At 33.6% G+C, this 16,979-nt stretch carries 17 protein-coding genes and 1 tRNA gene; 15 read left to right on the forward strand and 3 right to left on the reverse strand.

The window, feature by feature from the left end; genetic code table 11:
* Positions 1-305: 305 nt before the first annotated feature.
* Positions 306-1,541, reverse strand: a complete 1,236-nt coding sequence (locus ACWIUX_RS02390) for an MFS transporter (RefSeq protein WP_448589127.1) — start codon at positions 1,539-1,541, stop codon at positions 306-308.
* A 268-nt stretch (positions 1,542-1,809) separates the two neighbouring features.
* Between ACWIUX_RS02390 and ACWIUX_RS02395 the strand changes: the two genes are divergently transcribed.
* The 7 genes from ACWIUX_RS02395 to queA all read left to right on the forward strand — a co-directional run bounded on the left by ACWIUX_RS02395 (position 1,810) and on the right by queA (position 7,799).
* Positions 1,810-2,934: a glycosyltransferase gene (locus ACWIUX_RS02395; protein WP_448589128.1), complete on the forward strand. Its 1,125-nt coding sequence runs from the start codon at positions 1,810-1,812 to the stop codon at positions 2,932-2,934.
* A gap of 65 nt (positions 2,935-2,999) precedes the next feature.
* Positions 3,000-3,938: a bile acid:sodium symporter family protein gene (locus tag ACWIUX_RS02400; RefSeq protein WP_448589129.1), complete on the forward strand. Its 939-nt coding sequence runs from the start codon at positions 3,000-3,002 to the stop codon at positions 3,936-3,938.
* A gap of 33 nt (positions 3,939-3,971) precedes the next feature.
* On the forward strand, positions 3,972-4,976 hold the full coding sequence (locus ACWIUX_RS02405) for an aspartate-semialdehyde dehydrogenase (RefSeq protein ID WP_448589130.1): 1,005 nt from the start codon (positions 3,972-3,974) through the stop codon (positions 4,974-4,976).
* 29 nt (positions 4,977-5,005) lie between these two features.
* Entirely contained in the window at positions 5,006-5,896 is an 891-nt protein-coding gene (gene dapA / locus ACWIUX_RS02410) for a 4-hydroxy-tetrahydrodipicolinate synthase (protein ID WP_448589131.1), read from the forward strand.
* Positions 5,897-6,445 (forward strand): epoxyqueuosine reductase QueH, encoded by a 549-nt coding sequence (locus ACWIUX_RS02415; protein ID WP_448589132.1) that lies wholly within the window; start codon positions 5,897-5,899, stop codon positions 6,443-6,445.
* Positions 6,429-6,662: a DUF2905 domain-containing protein gene (locus ACWIUX_RS02420; RefSeq protein WP_448589133.1), complete on the forward strand. Its 234-nt coding sequence runs from the start codon at positions 6,429-6,431 to the stop codon at positions 6,660-6,662. The genes ACWIUX_RS02415 and ACWIUX_RS02420 overlap by 17 nt, the downstream gene beginning before the upstream one ends.
* Before the next feature lie 129 nt (positions 6,663-6,791).
* A complete protein-coding gene (gene queA, locus ACWIUX_RS02425) occupies positions 6,792-7,799 on the forward strand; it encodes a tRNA preQ1(34) S-adenosylmethionine ribosyltransferase-isomerase QueA (RefSeq protein WP_448589134.1) in 1,008 nt (335 codons plus the stop codon).
* Positions 7,800-7,854: 55 nt separating this feature from the next.
* Here the strand turns inward: queA and ACWIUX_RS02430 are convergent, their stop codons facing one another.
* Positions 7,855-8,325: an Hsp20/alpha crystallin family protein gene (locus tag ACWIUX_RS02430; protein WP_448589135.1), complete on the reverse strand. Its 471-nt coding sequence runs from the start codon at positions 8,323-8,325 to the stop codon at positions 7,855-7,857.
* A gap of 233 nt (positions 8,326-8,558) precedes the next feature.
* Here ACWIUX_RS02430 and ACWIUX_RS02435 point away from each other — a divergent pair.
* Together ACWIUX_RS02435 and ACWIUX_RS02440 are read left to right on the forward strand one after the other, a co-directional pair.
* Positions 8,559-8,633, forward strand: a tRNA-Ile gene (locus tag ACWIUX_RS02435).
* Positions 8,634-8,757: 124 nt separating this feature from the next.
* Positions 8,758-10,320 carry a putative porin gene (locus ACWIUX_RS02440; protein ID WP_448589136.1) on the forward strand — a complete coding sequence of 521 codons (1,563 nt, stop codon included), beginning with the start codon at positions 8,758-8,760 and terminating at the stop codon, positions 10,318-10,320.
* 27 nt (positions 10,321-10,347) lie between these two features.
* Here the strand turns inward: ACWIUX_RS02440 and lgt are convergent, their stop codons facing one another.
* Positions 10,348-11,097 carry a prolipoprotein diacylglyceryl transferase gene (lgt, locus tag ACWIUX_RS02445; RefSeq protein WP_448589137.1) on the reverse strand — a complete coding sequence of 250 codons (750 nt, stop codon included), beginning with the start codon at positions 11,095-11,097 and terminating at the stop codon, positions 10,348-10,350.
* Positions 11,098-11,282: 185 nt separating this feature from the next.
* On the opposite strand from lgt, the gene mraZ reads away from it, so the two are divergent.
* The 6 genes from mraZ to ACWIUX_RS02475 all read left to right on the forward strand — a co-directional run.
* On the forward strand, positions 11,283-11,699 hold the full coding sequence (gene mraZ, locus ACWIUX_RS02450; RefSeq protein ID WP_448589138.1) for a division/cell wall cluster transcriptional repressor MraZ: 417 nt from the start codon (positions 11,283-11,285) through the stop codon (positions 11,697-11,699).
* Positions 11,692-12,588, forward strand: coding sequence for a 16S rRNA (cytosine(1402)-N(4))-methyltransferase RsmH (gene rsmH / locus ACWIUX_RS02455; protein ID WP_448589139.1), 897 nt, complete (start codon positions 11,692-11,694; stop codon positions 12,586-12,588). The genes mraZ and rsmH overlap by 8 nt, the downstream gene beginning before the upstream one ends.
* Positions 12,585-12,935: a hypothetical protein gene (locus ACWIUX_RS02460; protein ID WP_448589140.1), complete on the forward strand. Its 351-nt coding sequence runs from the start codon at positions 12,585-12,587 to the stop codon at positions 12,933-12,935. The genes rsmH and ACWIUX_RS02460 overlap by 4 nt, the downstream gene beginning before the upstream one ends.
* A gap of 53 nt (positions 12,936-12,988) precedes the next feature.
* Complete coding sequence (locus tag ACWIUX_RS02465; RefSeq protein ID WP_448589141.1) at positions 12,989-14,602, forward strand: peptidoglycan D,D-transpeptidase FtsI family protein; 1,614 nt, start codon at positions 12,989-12,991, stop codon at positions 14,600-14,602.
* A gap of 57 nt (positions 14,603-14,659) precedes the next feature.
* Positions 14,660-16,135 (forward strand): UDP-N-acetylmuramoyl-L-alanyl-D-glutamate--2,6-diaminopimelate ligase, encoded by a 1,476-nt coding sequence (locus tag ACWIUX_RS02470; protein WP_448589142.1) that lies wholly within the window; start codon positions 14,660-14,662, stop codon positions 16,133-16,135.
* Positions 16,125-16,979: UDP-N-acetylmuramoyl-tripeptide--D-alanyl-D-alanine ligase (locus ACWIUX_RS02475; protein WP_448589143.1), on the forward strand; the 855-nt coding region annotated here is incomplete at its 3' end. The genes ACWIUX_RS02470 and ACWIUX_RS02475, both read left to right, overlap by 11 nt.

The raw sequence follows: 16,979 nt of genomic DNA on the forward strand, positions 1-16,979 counted from the left end.
ATATAAATTTATATATAAAAACTATTTTTTCTAGCTTTTTATTTTATAATCATTTTACAATAAAAAATACTTATTTTTTAATAAATTAAATTTACTAATTTATTAGACAATTCTAAATTTTTTCAATTTTATAAATTGTTAATTTGTTTAATCTTAAAAAATTTTTAGGTTGTTAATTAACTGAATATGTAATTTGAAGGGAATTTGTTTTGAGGAAGACATGCTGAACAAAAATAAGGCTAACCTATTTAATTGAAGTTAAGATTAAGAATTAGGGGTGCAAGACGCCCTTGCACCCAAATAGATTACTGTAATTCTTTGCCCTTTGTTTCAGGGAGAAAGAATATCAAGATAGCACCTAGAAGGAAAAAGAGAGACGTAATTGTTAGAGAGGCTCCAAGGCCATAGCTAATAGCAAAGTAACCAACTACTGTAGGAGCAAATGCGCTTAGTGCTCTTCCTGTATTATAGGTGAAACCTACTCCCGCACCCCTTGCTTTTGTGGGGAAGAGCTCTGATATGAATGCTCCAAAGCCGCTAAAATACCCTGATCCAAAGAACCCTAAGAAAGGGCCTAAAAGCATTAACGTATTAGCATCTCTTGTATGCCCATAGATGTAAACTAAAACTGCTGATATTATAAGGTAAAATGAAAATGTAGGTCTTCTTCCCAATCTATCTGCTATAAAACCAAAACTAACGTATCCTAAAAAGGCGCCCAGCATAGTTGGCATCATAAAGTTCGAACTCTTTACTATGCTAAGACCAGCTCCACCTTTTTCTACTGGAGAACTTAGGAATCCGGGTAGCCAGACAAATAACCCCCAATATGCAAACATAACTGCTGAGCTAATTAGTGTAGTAACTATTGTAAATCTGAAAAGGTACGGTTTAAAGATTTCTATAAATGAAGACAGAAAAGCTCTGTTCTTATCAGTTTTTTCAATCCATATCTTTGGTTCATCTACAAATTTTGTCACATAAAATATAAATAGAGCTGGGAGTATGCCTATAAAGAAGAGCACTCTCCATCCATATGCTGGAATAACGTAAGAGGCGACTAATGCAGCTAAAAAGTAACCTATTGCCCAACCGCTTTGCATAATGCCTATTGCTTTTCCTCTGTGTTTGCTCGGCCATGACTCACTTACAAGTAAAGCACCGGTAGCCCATTCGCCACCCATTCCAAGTCCAAGAAGAGTTCTTGCTATTGCAAGCTGCCAGATGTCTTGAGAGAGACCGCTTAAACCAGAACAGATTGAAAATATTAATACAGTTGACATCAAAGCCTTTTTCCTGCCGATCTTGTCGGCGACAATTCCCCATATTATTCCGCCTGCGGCTGAAGAAAGAAGAGTCAGTGAGGCCAAAAGTCCTAATATTGCAGTGTTTATGGACCACTCCTTCATGATGCTTGTAAGTGCAAAAGCATAAAGCATTACATCAAATGCGTCTAGTCCCCATCCCATAAATCCAGCAAAAAGGGCATACCACTGACTTTTGTTAATCTCTAAGAACCATAAACCGCTTTTTTCTGACATAGTTTACACCCCTTCCTCCATAAAAACTATTATTATAATATCATAGGTTTTAAAAAAATATAGTTAAGGATATTAATGAAATATTTTAATTCTTTATAATTAAAATAAAAAATTCTAATGTTAATTTGGTGCGTTTAATTCATCTTTAATTTGATTATGGAATAATAAAATTTGTTATAAACTTTAAAGATCTGAAGAAAAGATATATAATATTTTCTTAGATTATGTTTAGTAAAAATTTTAAAAATTATTTTTAGTGAGGTAAAATTTGCTCTTTTATTTTATTGTTTTGACGCTTTTTATTTGTTGGTATTTTGTATATTTATTTTTTAAGTTAAGAAAAAAAGAACTTGTCGATTTCAACTTTAATCCAAAGGTATTGCTAATAACTCCTTTTAAAGGTTTAGAACAAAATACTAGAGCAAATGCTCTTTCTATATTGAATCAAGATTATAAAAACATTTTGATTTACTTTGTTGTGGATTCAAAGAAGGACGAAGCCTATTCGATTTTAAAAGCTTTAGAAAAGGATTATCCAGATAAGTTAAACGTTATTGTTTCTGGTATTTCAAAAAGCTGCAGTCAAAAGGTGCACAATATTATTAGAGCAATTCAAAGGTGTAAGGAATACGATGTCCTCGTTGTTCTTGATTCTGATGGTAGTCCATCTCCTGATTTTGTTACAAAGTTAATCGCTCCGCTTCGTTCTGAAAAAATTTCAATTACTACTGGCTATCCAAAATATTTTCCTCCTAATAAAACCTTTTTTGGCTTTGGTAGAGCTATTTTGGTTAATCTTGGTATAGTGCACGCTTTAAACCCGTTTAATAGGGGTGTTTGGGGAGGTGCATTTGCCATAAAAAGAAAAGATTTTGAAAAAATTGGTGGTATTAAAATCTGGGAAGGAAGTGTTTGTGAGGATAGAGACCTCACATGCGCTATTAGTAGAGCTAATTTAAGAGTTTCATTTGTTCCTGAAGCCTTTTTATATTCTCCTGAAGATGCTTCATTCTCCTCTTTTTTAGAATATTGGAAAAGACGGTACTTAATTTTAAAGTTATGGGACAAACCTCTTTGGATTTCTTCAGGAGTTATATATTTTGCTTTTTTGGTTCCATATATAGTTTTAGCTTTAAACTTTCTTGATCCTAATTATGAGGCAAACCTTGTTTGGACCTTTGCTTCCATCTTTATTACTATTTTAGGTTCCGCTTTAATTCTTAAGTTTGATTTTAGAGAAGATAATCAAACGATCTTAAGAGTTTTCTTTTTGCCTATTTACTTCTTTGTTATGCTTCTTGCTTATTTTCAAGGAGTTTTTCAAAACGAACTTCAATGGCGAGGAATTACATATAAAGTTAATAAAGCTGGGAAATTAATTATATTAAGATAAAAACTTATTTATGTTATACTTTGTTAATTTACTATTATCTTTTATTAACAAAAGGGGGTTAAGTAGTGAGCGTTGCTGATCGATTTACAAAATGGGTAACAGGTTTTTTTACTTTGTGGGTTATAGTTTTTGCGATTTTAGCATTTTATAATCCTAATTTTTTTAAGTGGCTAGTACCGTATATTTCAATTCTATTAGGTATTATAATGTTTGGTATGGGAATGACGCTTAGTCCAGACGACTTCAAGCAGATTTTTAAACAACCGAAAAACGTTATTATTGGTGTCCTTTTACAGTTTATTATAATGCCTTTATTAGGTTTTGGAATCGTTTTATTGCTTCAGCTGCCTTACCAACTAGCTGCAGGTGTAGTCCTGGTTGGCTGTGTTCCATCAGGTACTGCCTCTAACGTTATGACATTAATTGCAAAGGGTGATGTACTGCTTTCTGTAACTGTTTCTTCCATTACTACGCTTCTTTCTCCTTTCATAACTCCTTACCTGTATTATTGGCTTGCTGGTACCTGGATTCCTATAGATCCAAATGCTATGTTTGTTGATATTCTAAAAATTATTTTGATTCCGATCGTGCTCGGTTTTTTGATAAGAGTTTTGTTTGGAGCTGAAAGGACCAAGGCAGTTTCGTACTTTTTGCCTTCAGTTTCTGTATTTGCTATTGTTCTAATTATTAGTGCAGTTGTTGCTGTCACAAGAGATAAATTGCTTTTGGTGGCAATTCCTGTAATTATTGCTGTGATTATGCATAATTGCTTGGGTTATTTGTTTGCATATTTATTTTCAAAATATCTTTTTGGTATGACAGAGAAACAAGCAAGGGCGATATCATTTGAAGTAGGAATGCAAAACTCTGGTTTAGGCACTGTGTTAGCTATGAAATTCTTAACTCCTATTGCTGCGCTTCCCTCTGTCGTTTTTAGTGTTTGGCATAACCTTTCTGGTTCAATGCTTGCAAACTTTTGGTCACAGAGAGATCCTGAAGTATAATTTTAATTAAAGTTATGGGAGGTTCTTGATAAGATGGCATTGAAGGTTGCTGTTGTAGGCGCTACTGGAGTAGTAGGTTCTAAGATGCTTTCAATACTTGAGGAAAGAAATTTTCCTGCAGATGAAGTTAAAGCTTTGGCTTCTTCCAAATCTGTTGGCAAGAGGATTTTATATAAAGGTAAAGAAATTGTTGTTGAACTTGCAAGACCTGAATCATTTGACGATGTGAATATAGCTCTCTTTTCAGCAGGAGGAGATCTTTCAAAAGAGCTAGCTCCAGAAGCTGCCAAGAGAGGTTGTGTTGTAATTGATAATAGCAGTGCTTGGCGTATGGATCCTGATGTACCTCTTGTAGTACCTGAAGTAAACGAGGATGATATATTTAAAAATAAGGGTATAATTGCAAATCCAAATTGTTCTACTGCTCAACTTGTATTAGTTCTATGGCCATTACATAAAAGATATGGTTTAAAAAGAGTAGTAGTCTCAACTTATCAGGCTGTATCTGGTGCTGGGAAGAAGGGTATTGATGATTTAAACAATCAAGTTAACGCTATAGTAAATGGCAATGATATAAGATGTGAGAAGTTCCCCTATCAGATTGCTTTTAACTGTATCCCTCATATTGATGTTTTCAAGGAAAACGGTTATACAAAAGAAGAGATGAAAGTGATTGAGGAAAGCAGAAAGATCATGCATATAAACGATCTTGCTATTACTTGTACAGCAGTTAGAGTGCCTGTTTTAAATTCACATAGCGAAAGCGTTAATATCGAACTTGAAAAGGATTTTGACATACAAGAAGTTAAAGAACTTTTGTCCAAGTCACCGGGGGTTGTGCTATACGATGACCCTATGAAAAATATATATCCTATGCCGATAATTGCTTCAAATAAAGATGAAACTTTTGTTGGCAGAATTAGAAGAGATTTTTCTGTAAAATCAGGTTTGAATCTTTGGATTGTATCTGATAATTTGAGAAAGGGTGCAGCATTGAATGCTGTTCAAATTGCTGAGTCATTAATCAGTAAAAAATAATTTTTTTTAATCTTAAGGAGGTTTTTATCATGCAAGTCAATTTTGGCAGAGTTTTGACTGCTATGGTTACGCCGTTTGACGATGAGGGGAGAGTTAATTATGACGAGGCAGTTAGACTTGCTAACTTTTTGCTTGAAAATGGTTCGGACGGTGTGGTTTTGGCAGGTACTACTGGTGAGTCTCCTACTTTAACCCATCAGGAAGAATTTGAGCTTTTTAAAGCAGTTTATGATTCGTTAAAAGACAAAGGGACAATAATTGCTGGAACTGGTTCAAACTCAACTGAAACGGCTATAAACTCAACAAAGATTGCTGAAAATGTAGGAGTGCATGGTGTTTTGCTTGTAGCTCCATATTACAACAAACCACCTCAAGAAGGGCTGTATCAGCATTTTAAGGCAATTGCAAAATCAACTTCCCTACCTTGCATTTTATACAATATTCCGGGGCGAACGAGTATTAATATCAATCCAGACACAATTATAAGACTTACTGAGATAGATAATATTGTAGCTTTAAAAGACGCAACGGGTTCTACAGAGCAGGTATCTCAGATACTATCTTCTGTGAAAGAAAACTTTTTAGTTTATAGTGGCGATGATTCTATGACACTCCCTATGCTCTCTGTTGGAGGTTATGGTGTAATTAGCGTGGCAAGCCACGTTGTTGGCCCAGAAATTAGAGAGATGATTATGGACTTTGTTAACGGAAATATAACCAAAGCAAAGGATATGCACTTAAAACTTTTCCCAATTTTTAAGGCAATGTTTACTAGCACAAATCCAATACCTGTTAAGGCTGCTACTAATCTAATAGGATTTAAGGTGGGCAATCCAAGATTGCCTTTAGTTCCACTTAGCAAGCCCGAATTAGATAGGTTGAAGGAGCTTTTGATAAAGTTTAATAAAATCTCGCAATAGATGAAAATACTTTTACATATTTGCTGTGGTCCCTGTGCAAGTGGAGTAGTTCCATGGTTTAAGGCACAGGGACTTGATTTTGTAGGCTTTTATTATAATCCGAATATTCAACCTTTTTCAGAATATGAGAAAAGAAGGGTAAATTTGGAAGAGGTAGCTAAGATTTTGGATTTTGATGTGATCTACAGTATTGATTGGGAAGTTGAGAAGTGGATACATAATTTCTCATCTGAACAAAGGTGTTACAATTGCATATTTTTGCGCTTGGAAAAAACAGCTAAATTAGCAAAAGAAATTGGATTTGACGCCTTTTCTACTACACTCTCTATAAGCCCATATCAGTCACTTGATGTCATTCGAAACTGTTTTGAGCGCATTTCAAATAAATATAAAATTGACTATGTGTTTAATAATTTTAGATCTTTATATCAAGATTCAATCAAGTTTTCTAAAAGTAACGGGATATATAGACAAAACTATTGTGGATGTATTATAAGTGAATATAATATGTTATTAAGAAAAAGGGCAAAGGGTGATAGGATTGAATGAGTTTGCTAAAATTTTTATTGGAATAGGGTTTTTATTAATCTTTACAGGGTTGCTTTTATTATTGTTTGATAAATTGCCTTTTTTCGGTAAACTTCCTGGTGACTTCGAATACAGAGGCTCACACGTTAGGGTTTATTTTCCCTTTTTGTCTATGTTAATTGTCAGCTTAATTTTAACAATTTTATTGAATCTTTTTTTCTATTTTTTCAGAAGGTGAAAGTTTAATATAACCTTTTGCAACAAGTTCTAATTCTACTAGAATTTTTTTAGAAGTTATCTTTTTATAAAGCAAAAAGCTAATTTTGACGCATTTGTATTGTTAGTCCAAACGCGGAGGTAATAGAATTTGATCCTTGATGAAGAGTTGATGAATAATTTATCTTATTTTCTTCCAAAAGAAAGGATTGCACAAAGGCCTATAGAACCTCGTGATAGCGCAAAACTGCTTGTTGTTGACAGAAGAAAAATGAGTATAAAGGATTATACAGTAAGGGATTTGCCAAAATTTTTAGAAGAAGGAGATTTGATAATTTTAAACAATACAAAAGTAATAAAAGCAAGGCTTTACTGCACAACTGATAGCTTTGCAAAAGTTGAAATGTTGTTGATTAAAAAGATTGACGAGAAAACAGGTCTATTTATGGTAAAACCTGGAAAAAGATTGAAAGTGGGCAAGGAAATTTTTGTAGACAACTTGAAAATAGGAAAGGTTAAAGATATAGATATACATGGTAGAAGAGTTATTGAGTTTTATAATGAAATTGATTTGTTACTTGAAAAATTTGGAAACCTACCAGTACCGCCATATGTTAGAAGATTTTGTAAAGATTTTGAAGAAAAATACCAGACGAAATTTGCAAATGTACCTGGATCAGTCGCTGCCCCTACAGCGGGGCTTCACTTTACTGAAAATTTATTAAAAGAATTGAAAGAGAAAGGAGTGCTAATTAAATTTATAACTCTTCATGTAGGGCCTGGTACGTTTAAATCAATTTCAAATAGAGGGGAAGTATTGTTGGAGCCTGAATGGGTTGATATTTCACAAGAGGTTTGTGATTCTATTAAAAAGGCGAAGATGAAAAATAAGGTTTTGGTTGTAGGAACCACTAGTATGAGAACAGTTGAATCTACAAATTTGATGCCTTACAGAGGGTATATAGATACTGTAATTTTGCCAGGATATAATTTTAAAGTTGCTGATATGTTTATGACTAATTTTCATTTTCCAAAAACTAGCCTTTTGGCTCTTACTATGGCATTTGGGGGGATTGATCTTATAAAAAAGGCTTATGCTTACGCAATAGAAAATGACTATAGGTTTTATTCATTTGGTGATGCTATGTTAATTATATAAAATTAAAACCCCCACTATGAGTGGGGGTTTATATGTGTGCTTTCTAGGTTTATTTTTACTTCTTTGACTCTTTTACAAAGTTTACAGGTATTTCCTTCGGTTGAGATTCTGGCTTTTTAGGCATAGTAATTTTGAGCAAACCATTCTCGTATTTTGCTTCGATTTTATCCTTTTCTATATTGTCAGGCAGAGAGAAACTCCTTGAAAAGCTGCCATAACTCCTCTCAATTCTATAGTAGTTTTCCTTTTTATCTTCTTTTTCAAACTTTCTCTCGCCATTAATAATTAACATGCCATCTTCAACTTTAATTTTCAAATCCTCTTCTTTGATTCCGGGTGCTTCTAATTCAATTATTATATTTCCTTCTTTTTCATAAACATCCATTGCCGGGATCCATCGGGATGTAGTTTCAAACTCTGTTGATGGCAATAGATCGTTGAAAACCTTATTGATTCTTTCTTGAAGAGCAAACAAATTTTCAAAAGGATCAGAGGATCTTAGTAAAGACCTGACAGGTTTGAACATACTAACACCTCCTAATAAATTTTATTATTAGCACTCGTCTTCCACAAGTGCTAATAATATTATAGCAACAAAGTTAATCTTGTCAAGTACTTCTTACTATTTCAAATATGCTTTGTTACAGATCTTCTTTCACAGAAAGCCTTTATAATTCAAAATTCTTCTTTAATTGGCGAAACAATTAAAAAAATTTGACTAATTAATTACGAATAGGTTATAATATCACTCGAAAGTAAGGGCCCTTAGCTCAATGGCAGAGCAGCGGACTCATAATCCGTTGGTTGTAGGTTCGAATCCTTCAGGGCCCACCAATTTTACTTTAGGATTTTAAGTCATGAAGACTTATGTTTTTTATATGTCTTCGTGACTTTTTTGTTTTTAAGGGAGGTGATAGGTCTTTTACTTTTATCAAAAAATTCTTGGGAGGGTTTCATTATGAAAAAAATCTTTGTAATTTTTTGCTTTTTTTTTGTTTCTGTTTTTTCTGTTTCTTTTGCTTTTGCAGGACCATTTTCTGATGTACCAGCTAATTCCTGGGCATACAAGGCAGTGCAGGATTTGGCAGCAAAAGGATTGGTCATTGGCTATGGAGACTCAACTTTTAGAGGTGACAGACTTGCCACCCGTTATGAGATGGCAATGGTAGTTGCAAGAATGCTTGATACCTACGAAAAGGGTCAAAACGCACAAGATCAAAAGATCCAGTTAAACGCTAACGACATCGCAACACTTATGAAGTTAGCTGAAGAGTTTAAGTCAGAACTTGCATCACTAAACGTCAGGGTTGCAGCACTTGAGAAGAAGGCAGCTCTTGACACTGTGAACTTTACAGGCGATGCAAGGTTTAGATTTGGCAGCGAAAAAAGAACATTTTATCCGATGCCTTTATCAGGTACAAATGTATTTATAAACACAGAGGGCCCATCTACCAATGGATTTATCGTTGGTGATACTACTAGTGCTTTGACAGGTCAGGATCCAGGCTTGTCTCAACAAAAGGATAATACCTTTATGCAGTATCGAATAAGACTTAACGTCTCAGCACCAGTAGCAGACAATATATCATTTAATGCAAGGCTTACTATGGAGAAGAATGCTGGAGTTAATTCAGATGGCTCTTCAAATAATAATCCTTTGTATGCATCTCTTACCGGTTACAACGATGACAACAATACATTGTACGTCGAAAGATCCTACATTACATGGACTCTGAATCCATATCCTGTAACCTTTGTTCTTGGTAGACTGCCTACTATGGATAGCGGTGCCTATTACAACAATCTGTTTATGGATACCGGCACAGAAGGCGCTATTGTAATATTTGATCTTAATAATATATTCCCGGCAACTTCACTCTCTGCTGCGTGGGTAAAGATGTTTGATGGCGGTCTTGTTACTTCAACTGATGAAGCAAGCGGTTTGAAAGATAAGGACGTATACATACTTAATCTTAGTACAAAATTATTTAATACCTTTGGCCTTGAAGCTGATTATGGAAACGTAAGCAAATTTTCATACTTTAATAATGCTCCAAATGGCATATATGGAAAATATAACTGGTGGGCTCTGATAGGCAGTTGGAATGTATATAACATAGATATGTGGGCAGGATATAATGGCACGTCTACCGATATGCCAATTCTTGGAACGAATCAGAGTTTTACAGGCACTCATTCTGTAAACGGCGGCGCATATAGAGTCGGAGCTACTATTCCCCTTCCAGTAGGCGCTATTACAGGTGATTTTTGGTTTGGCAACAACAAGTGGTTTAATCCTTTTAACTTAAATACGATGGTTACTACAGAATACAAAGACTACTATAACGTATACTATACACTCCCGGTTGCAAATAATGCCACTTTAACTCTAAACTACGATTATTTCAAGGGCAAGAAGCCTTATTCCACTGATTCTTCAAATAACTACTACTATACCTTTAATCCAGATCAAATCGATAAAGACCAAAGATATTACATCCAGTTAGACGTAAACTTTTAAGAAAACTTATCCCTTCAGAATCAATTATTAAATGATCTGAAGGGATCTTCTTTTGAGATAGTTTCTTAATATAATTGCAAATATAAATAATATTATGCTAAAAACTTGAGAGTGAGTAAGGCCAAAGAAAATCCTTGCTTCATCGCGCAAAAATTCTATTAAAAATCTTGATATGGAATACATTATTAGATATTTTGTAGTCAGATCCCCTTTAAACCTTTCTTTCCCTCTTTGGGAGTAAAGATAGATAAAAAATAAAAAACTCACAAAGGAGTCTATCAACTCAGTAGGAATTCTTCTTCCTGGTACGTGAGCATCGGCAAAAACAACTGAAATAGGGGTGTTTGCGACAATTCCATAACAGCAACCATTAAGAAAGCATCCAATTCTGCCTATTGCGTATGCAAGAGGTAGGAAAGGTGCTATTAGATCGGTAAGAGAAAGGAAATCTATTTTGTAATATTTTGTTAGAAGATAAAATGCTATAGCAAAGCCTACTAGCCCTCCATAAAAAACTAGACCACCATCCCATAAGTAGAAAACACTAACCAGGTTAGTTTTAAAGTCCTGATGGTGTTCTATGACGTAGTAAACCCTTGCTCCAATTAGAGAACAAAGTATACTAACCATACCGATATTAAGGATATTATCTGGATCTATATTCTTCTTTTTTGCATCCTTTAAGATAAAAATTGTTGCAATAACGATGCCTAAGGCGACCATAAATCCCCACGAATAAACTTTTAAACCGTCAAAACTGAATAGTACTCTGTGCATTTTACCTCCAGAATTTTAAATTTCTCATATTTTAACCTAATATTTCTAAAATGATATTAAAGACTTATTGCTATACAAACTGAATTTTTTATGAAAATATAATTGATATTTATTCAATTATTGACATTATGTGTATTTAAGTGTTGAATAGTGTTTATGAGTGGGATAAAGTGGGATAGAAAATTATGTTAGGTGGAGAATATTTACATTCTTTGGACTCTAAAGGTAGGGTTACTATTCCTTTCAAGCTAAGGGATGAAATATCCTCAAGGGTTATTCTGACACGAGGATTTGAAAAATGCCTCTATCTTTATCCCGTTAAGTATTGGGAAGAATATGTAGAATATCTCAAAGAGAAATCAAAATCAGATATAAAACTTAGAGATGTTATACGTTTTCTATTCTCTGGTGCCTATGACGATGAGCTGGATCGATCTGGGAGACTTTTGTTGCCACAACAATTAAGGGAATATAGCAATATTCAAAAAGAAATTGTTGTTATCGGTGCAATGGATAGAATTGAACTATGGAATCCTGAAGAATGGGAGGAACAAAAGAAGAAAATTTCAAATTCTGTTAAAAGGTTTATTGAAAATGAGTAACTATACCAAATATACTCATATTCCAGTTCTTTTGGATGAAGTTCTAAAAAATTCTAATTTAAATCCTGGTAAAGTGGTAATTGATGGTACAGTTGGAGGTGGTGGACATAGTTTTCATTTCTTGAAGCATATACGTCCTGGTGGCTTTTTATTGGGATTCGATAGGGATAGCCAAGCAGTAAAGTTAGCTGATGAAAAGTTATCATCGGCTTTTGAGAAAAATTCTTTTTCAATTGTTAATGAGAGATTTGAAAACTTTAGTAAATACATATTTCTTTTGCCAAATAAAAAGTTTGATCTGTTTTTTTTGGATCTTGGACTTTCTACTATGCAAATTAAGGAATCAAATAGGGGATTTAGTTTTATGAAAGATGAAAAGTTGGATATGCGCATGGATACTAGAGATAATTTGACTGCTGCAGATTGGCTTAACAGTGCAAGTGAGGAAGAGATGGAGGATGTATTTAAGAAATATGCCCAGGAACCTAAATCACGAAAGCTGTCCAAGCTAATTTCTCAAAGAAGACGCGAAAAACTATTTGAAACTACTAGTGATCTTGTTGACCTTGTCAAAAAGCTATATCCATATGGGAGAAAACATCCTGCAACAAGAATTTTTCAGGCAATTAGAATTGTGATTAATGACGAGATTGAACATCTAGAATCAGCTCTAAGAGAGGCTACAAAATACATAAATTCTAATGGAAGAATAATAGTTATTTCTTTTCACTCAGGGGAAGACAGGATTGTTAAATGGACGTTTAAAAATTTAGAAAAAGAAGGGAGGGGAAGAGTGATAACAAAAAAACCTATTATAGCCTCAGAGGAAGAAATTAAAGAAAATCCATCGGCGAGGAGTGCCAAAATGAGGGTATGGGAGGCAGCATGAAGAGAGATTATGATTTGAGCTTTTCTGAAATTGAAAGCATCAAGGGTATCAGGGGTATTGAATTAACGAAATTTTTTTTAGTTATCAAGAATAATATCTTAATAATCTTGTTTTCTTTACTTATAATTTTAACCCTGATATATGGCCTCTATTTAAGATCGGATATAATATCTATGTCAAACGAGGTTGATAGTATTAAAGCAACAATTCAAAAATTAGAAACTATAAAAACTGAAAAAACTTTGGAAGAAGCAGACATCTTTAATGCAAAGGTTATGCAATCGGTTGCTTTGAAAAAAGGGATGAATCTGCCATCAGAGATAGAGTTTATCCAAATAAGCCGTTAGATCAGCCGCATAATGACTTTATAAATAAAAGGATTGATTATCTACAAAAATTAATGATTCTTTTATTTTTTTTTGCTCTTGCGAAACAGTTATACTTTATTACAATTGATAGGCAAAAATTAATTTTATATGCACAGGAACAAAGAAATGAAGTAGTAAAGGTATCAACACCCAGAGGGGAAATTATTGATAAAGAAGGAGTGGTTCTAGCTTTTTCAATACCATCTTATTCTCTTTATATACAGCCGGCTCTTATTAAAAATGATGAAATTAGGAATAAACTATATGAGGAGCTTTCAAAAGTTAAAGGAATGCCGATTGAGAATCTTAAAAAGATTTTTGATAAAAATGCACCGTTTACGTGGGTGTACAGAAAGATGCCCTTTGAGGTAGAGAAACGCGTTAAAGAGATTCTAAAGGAATTTCCTACCCAAGGAGTTGGCCTTATAAAGGAAGAAAAAAGAGTTTACCCCTACAAGGATTTAGCTGAACCTCTTTTAGGTTTTGTAGGAATTGATAACGAAGGACTTGAGGGTATTGAAAAATTTTATAATTCTTATCTAGGAAGTGTTTCTAAAGAAGAGAATATTGAATTTGATGCCAGTGGGAGAATAGTAAATATAGATAAATTAGAAAGTCTAGTGCAATCTTCGCCAATAAAATTAAAACTGACAATTGATTCTAAATTACAAGGTCTAACGGAGAGACTTCTTGATGCGTGTGTAAAAAAGTACAAGGCGACGAGAGGAACAGTAGTAATTGTTGATGTTAAAACTGGTGCTATACTAACTCTTGCTCAAACTCCGAGAATAGACCCAGAAAAATTTTATGATTATCCCGAGGAAGATTATAGAATATTTGCAAGGGATTTTTTGTATGAACCCGGTTCTATATTAAAGCCTATTATATTTAGCATATTATTGGATAATAATATAATATCTAAAGATACAATAGTAAATATCGGAAAATATTTACAGGTTGCGAATAGAAAAATTTTTGATGCTGAAGATGGTCTAGGTTTATCGGGTCCATCTACCATAAAGGATATTTTGAGATATTCTAGCAATATTGGTGCTGCTTCTTTAGCTCTAAAAGCTCCAAATAAGGAATATTTTGATTTGTTAAAGAAATATTTTATGGACGATGAAAAATACCTTTTTTCTGAAAACTTTTTAAAGGGTTATGTTGATTTGCCCGGTTATAAAGGAGAAGTTGAGCAAGCAACAACAGCTTTTGGGCAGGGTATTTCACTTTCATTTTTAAATGTTATTGCTTATTATTCTGCCATTGCTAACGGAGGAGAAATTGTGCCTCTGAAGATTATTGATGATGATGTTGTCTCTCCTGTAAGACTTTTTAAAAAGAGTGATGCGGATTTTATAAGAGAGTGTCTTGTGGGTGTTGTGGAAAATGGGACAGGAATAAATGCTAAAATAAATGGAGTAGAAGTAGCAGGAAAAACAGGAACGGCGCAAAAACCATCAAAACTTGGCGGGTATATCCCTGGTGAGTATGTTGCGTCCTTTGTGGGGTTTTTTCCTGCTAACAATCCTAAATTTGTAATTGGTGTTTTAATTGATAATCCAGTTGGTATACATTGGGGAGGTTCAGTTGCAGCTCCACTTTTTAAAGAAATAGCTGTTGCAACTATGTCGATGAGTAGATGATTGTTGTAAGAATCTTTGAAGGAGGAAAAATAATAAAGTTTTTGAGGAGTGATTGGCTTGACTGTTAAAGAGCTTTTATACAAATCAAATATTACATTAAAAGAGTCTAAACAATATGATTCTAAAGAGTTTTTTAATAGTCAAGTATATGGTATTAGTTATAATTCAAAAGAAGTAAAAAGTGGATATCTCTTTTTTGCAATCAAAGGTACCAAAGTTGATGGGCATGAGTTTGTGGAAGAAGCTTTTAAAAATGGTGCAGTTGCAGCTGTTGTTGAAAAGGATTTAGAATTTGCAAATATTATTAAGGTTAGTTCTGCTCTAGAAGCCTTAAGAAAGATATCTCTTGTATTTTACGATTATCCGTTTAAAAAACTTTTTTTGGGATCAGTAACTGGAACAAATGGGAAAAGCACAGTTACATGGATCTTGTCTCACGTTGCAAATAAGTTGTTAGATAAATCTTTTGCCTTAGGAACATTGGGTTGGGTTCATAAAGGAAAAATTATTAGAAAAACTAATAACACTACACCAGAGTCAAAAGATATATGTGAATTTTTAAGCCAAGCAGTTCAGTTAAACATGAAATATGGATTTCTAGAGGTATCCTCCCATGCTCTAAAACTTGGAAGATTGTATGGTATAAAATTTGATGCTGCTTTGTTTACTAATTTGGCTAGAGATCATATGGACTTTCACCCATCAGTTGAAGACTATTTTGCTGCAAAGAGTTCTCTCTTTACATCCACCTATCTAAAAGAAAATGCTTTTGTTGTTATTAATTTAGATGATATTTATGGTATGAAATTATATGAAAATATAAAGGATTTTAAAAAGGTTTCCTTTTCAATAGAAAATGATAAGGCTGATTTTTTTGGAAGGTTTGAACCTCTTGATACAGGGATGTACATTTTAGTTGAAGGTCAAAAAATTTTTGCTCCTATTTATGGTAAGTTTAATGCGTCTAACCTGCTAGGTGCCTATTCCTTTTTGAGGACGATGGGAATAGAAAAGGAGAAATTAGTAAATGTATTTTCAGATATGATTGTCCCATATGGTCGATTAGAATGTGTACAGACGAAACCCTTTAAGATATGGATTGACTATGCACACACGCCTGATGGTTTGGAAAAAGTTTTGCAATCTTTGAGAGATATGGTTAAAAATAAAATAATTTTAGTTTTTGGAGCAGGCGGCAATAGGGATAAAGGCAAGAGGCCTATTATGGGAAGGATAGCGGCTCAACTTTCTAATTATACAATAATTACTTCTGATAATCCTCGCTATGAAGACCCGTTAAAGATAATTAATGAAATAAAAGAAGGGTTTGTAAGCATTAAGAATTCAGATTTTGAAATAGTTCCTGATAGAAGGGATGCTATAAAGAGATCAATTGAAATTGCAAAAGATGATGATGCAATAATAATTGCAGGCAAAGGTCATGAAGACTATCAAGAGATAAATGGTGTAAAATATCCTTTTTCAGATAAAGATGTGGTTGTGGAATTAACGAAGAGGAGGTTTGAAATTTAATATTTTGAAAGAAGAGCGAAGTTTAAACGAATTAAATACCAATCAAGACCATAACTCTGATAACTGTGTTGATTTGGATTTTGTGATTTCTTCAACGCCATGTGAAATTGAAAGAGTAGGACCAACTGTTTTTGAGAGGATTTCGATAGATTCTAGAGACATTAAAGGAAGAGAGCTCTTTATTGCTCTTAAAGGTAAAAGGTTCGATGGACATGATTTTATTAAAAGTGCAATCAAGAAAGGTGCTTTTGGAATAATTTCGGAACGAAGCTTAACTGAGATGTCTGACGTTTTGGGAGACTTGGTGTTTGAAACTGATTTTTCCTTTGTAAAGGTCAAAGATACCTTGTCTGCCATGCACGATATTGCAAGAGAGTTTAGAAAAAGAATAGATCAGGTTATTGGAGTTACAGGCAGCATAGGCAAGACAACTACCAAAGAAATTTTAAAAACAATCCTTAAAAGATATCATCCAGTATCAACATTTGAGAATTTCAATAATGAAATTGGCTTGCCATTAAGTTTATTTAAAGCTAAAAGACATGAAAAATTTGGAATTTTTGAAATGGCTATGAGAGCAAAAGGGGAAATTTCCCAACTGTCAGCAATTGCATTGCCTGATATAGGTATAATTACTCGAATTGCAGAATCTCATATTGGTTTGCTGGGTTCAATGGAAAATATTGCAAGAGCAAAAGGAGAAATTCTTGATTACGTTGACACTGCCGTTTTGAATTATGACTGTGAATATAGCAGAAATATTTTTAGCGAAATGATTAAAAATAAAAGAAACAAGCCAAAAGAAGTTTTTTGGTTTGGCAATGATAAGGATTTATATATAAAA

This window comes from Thermodesulfobium sp. (assembly GCF_053498235.1).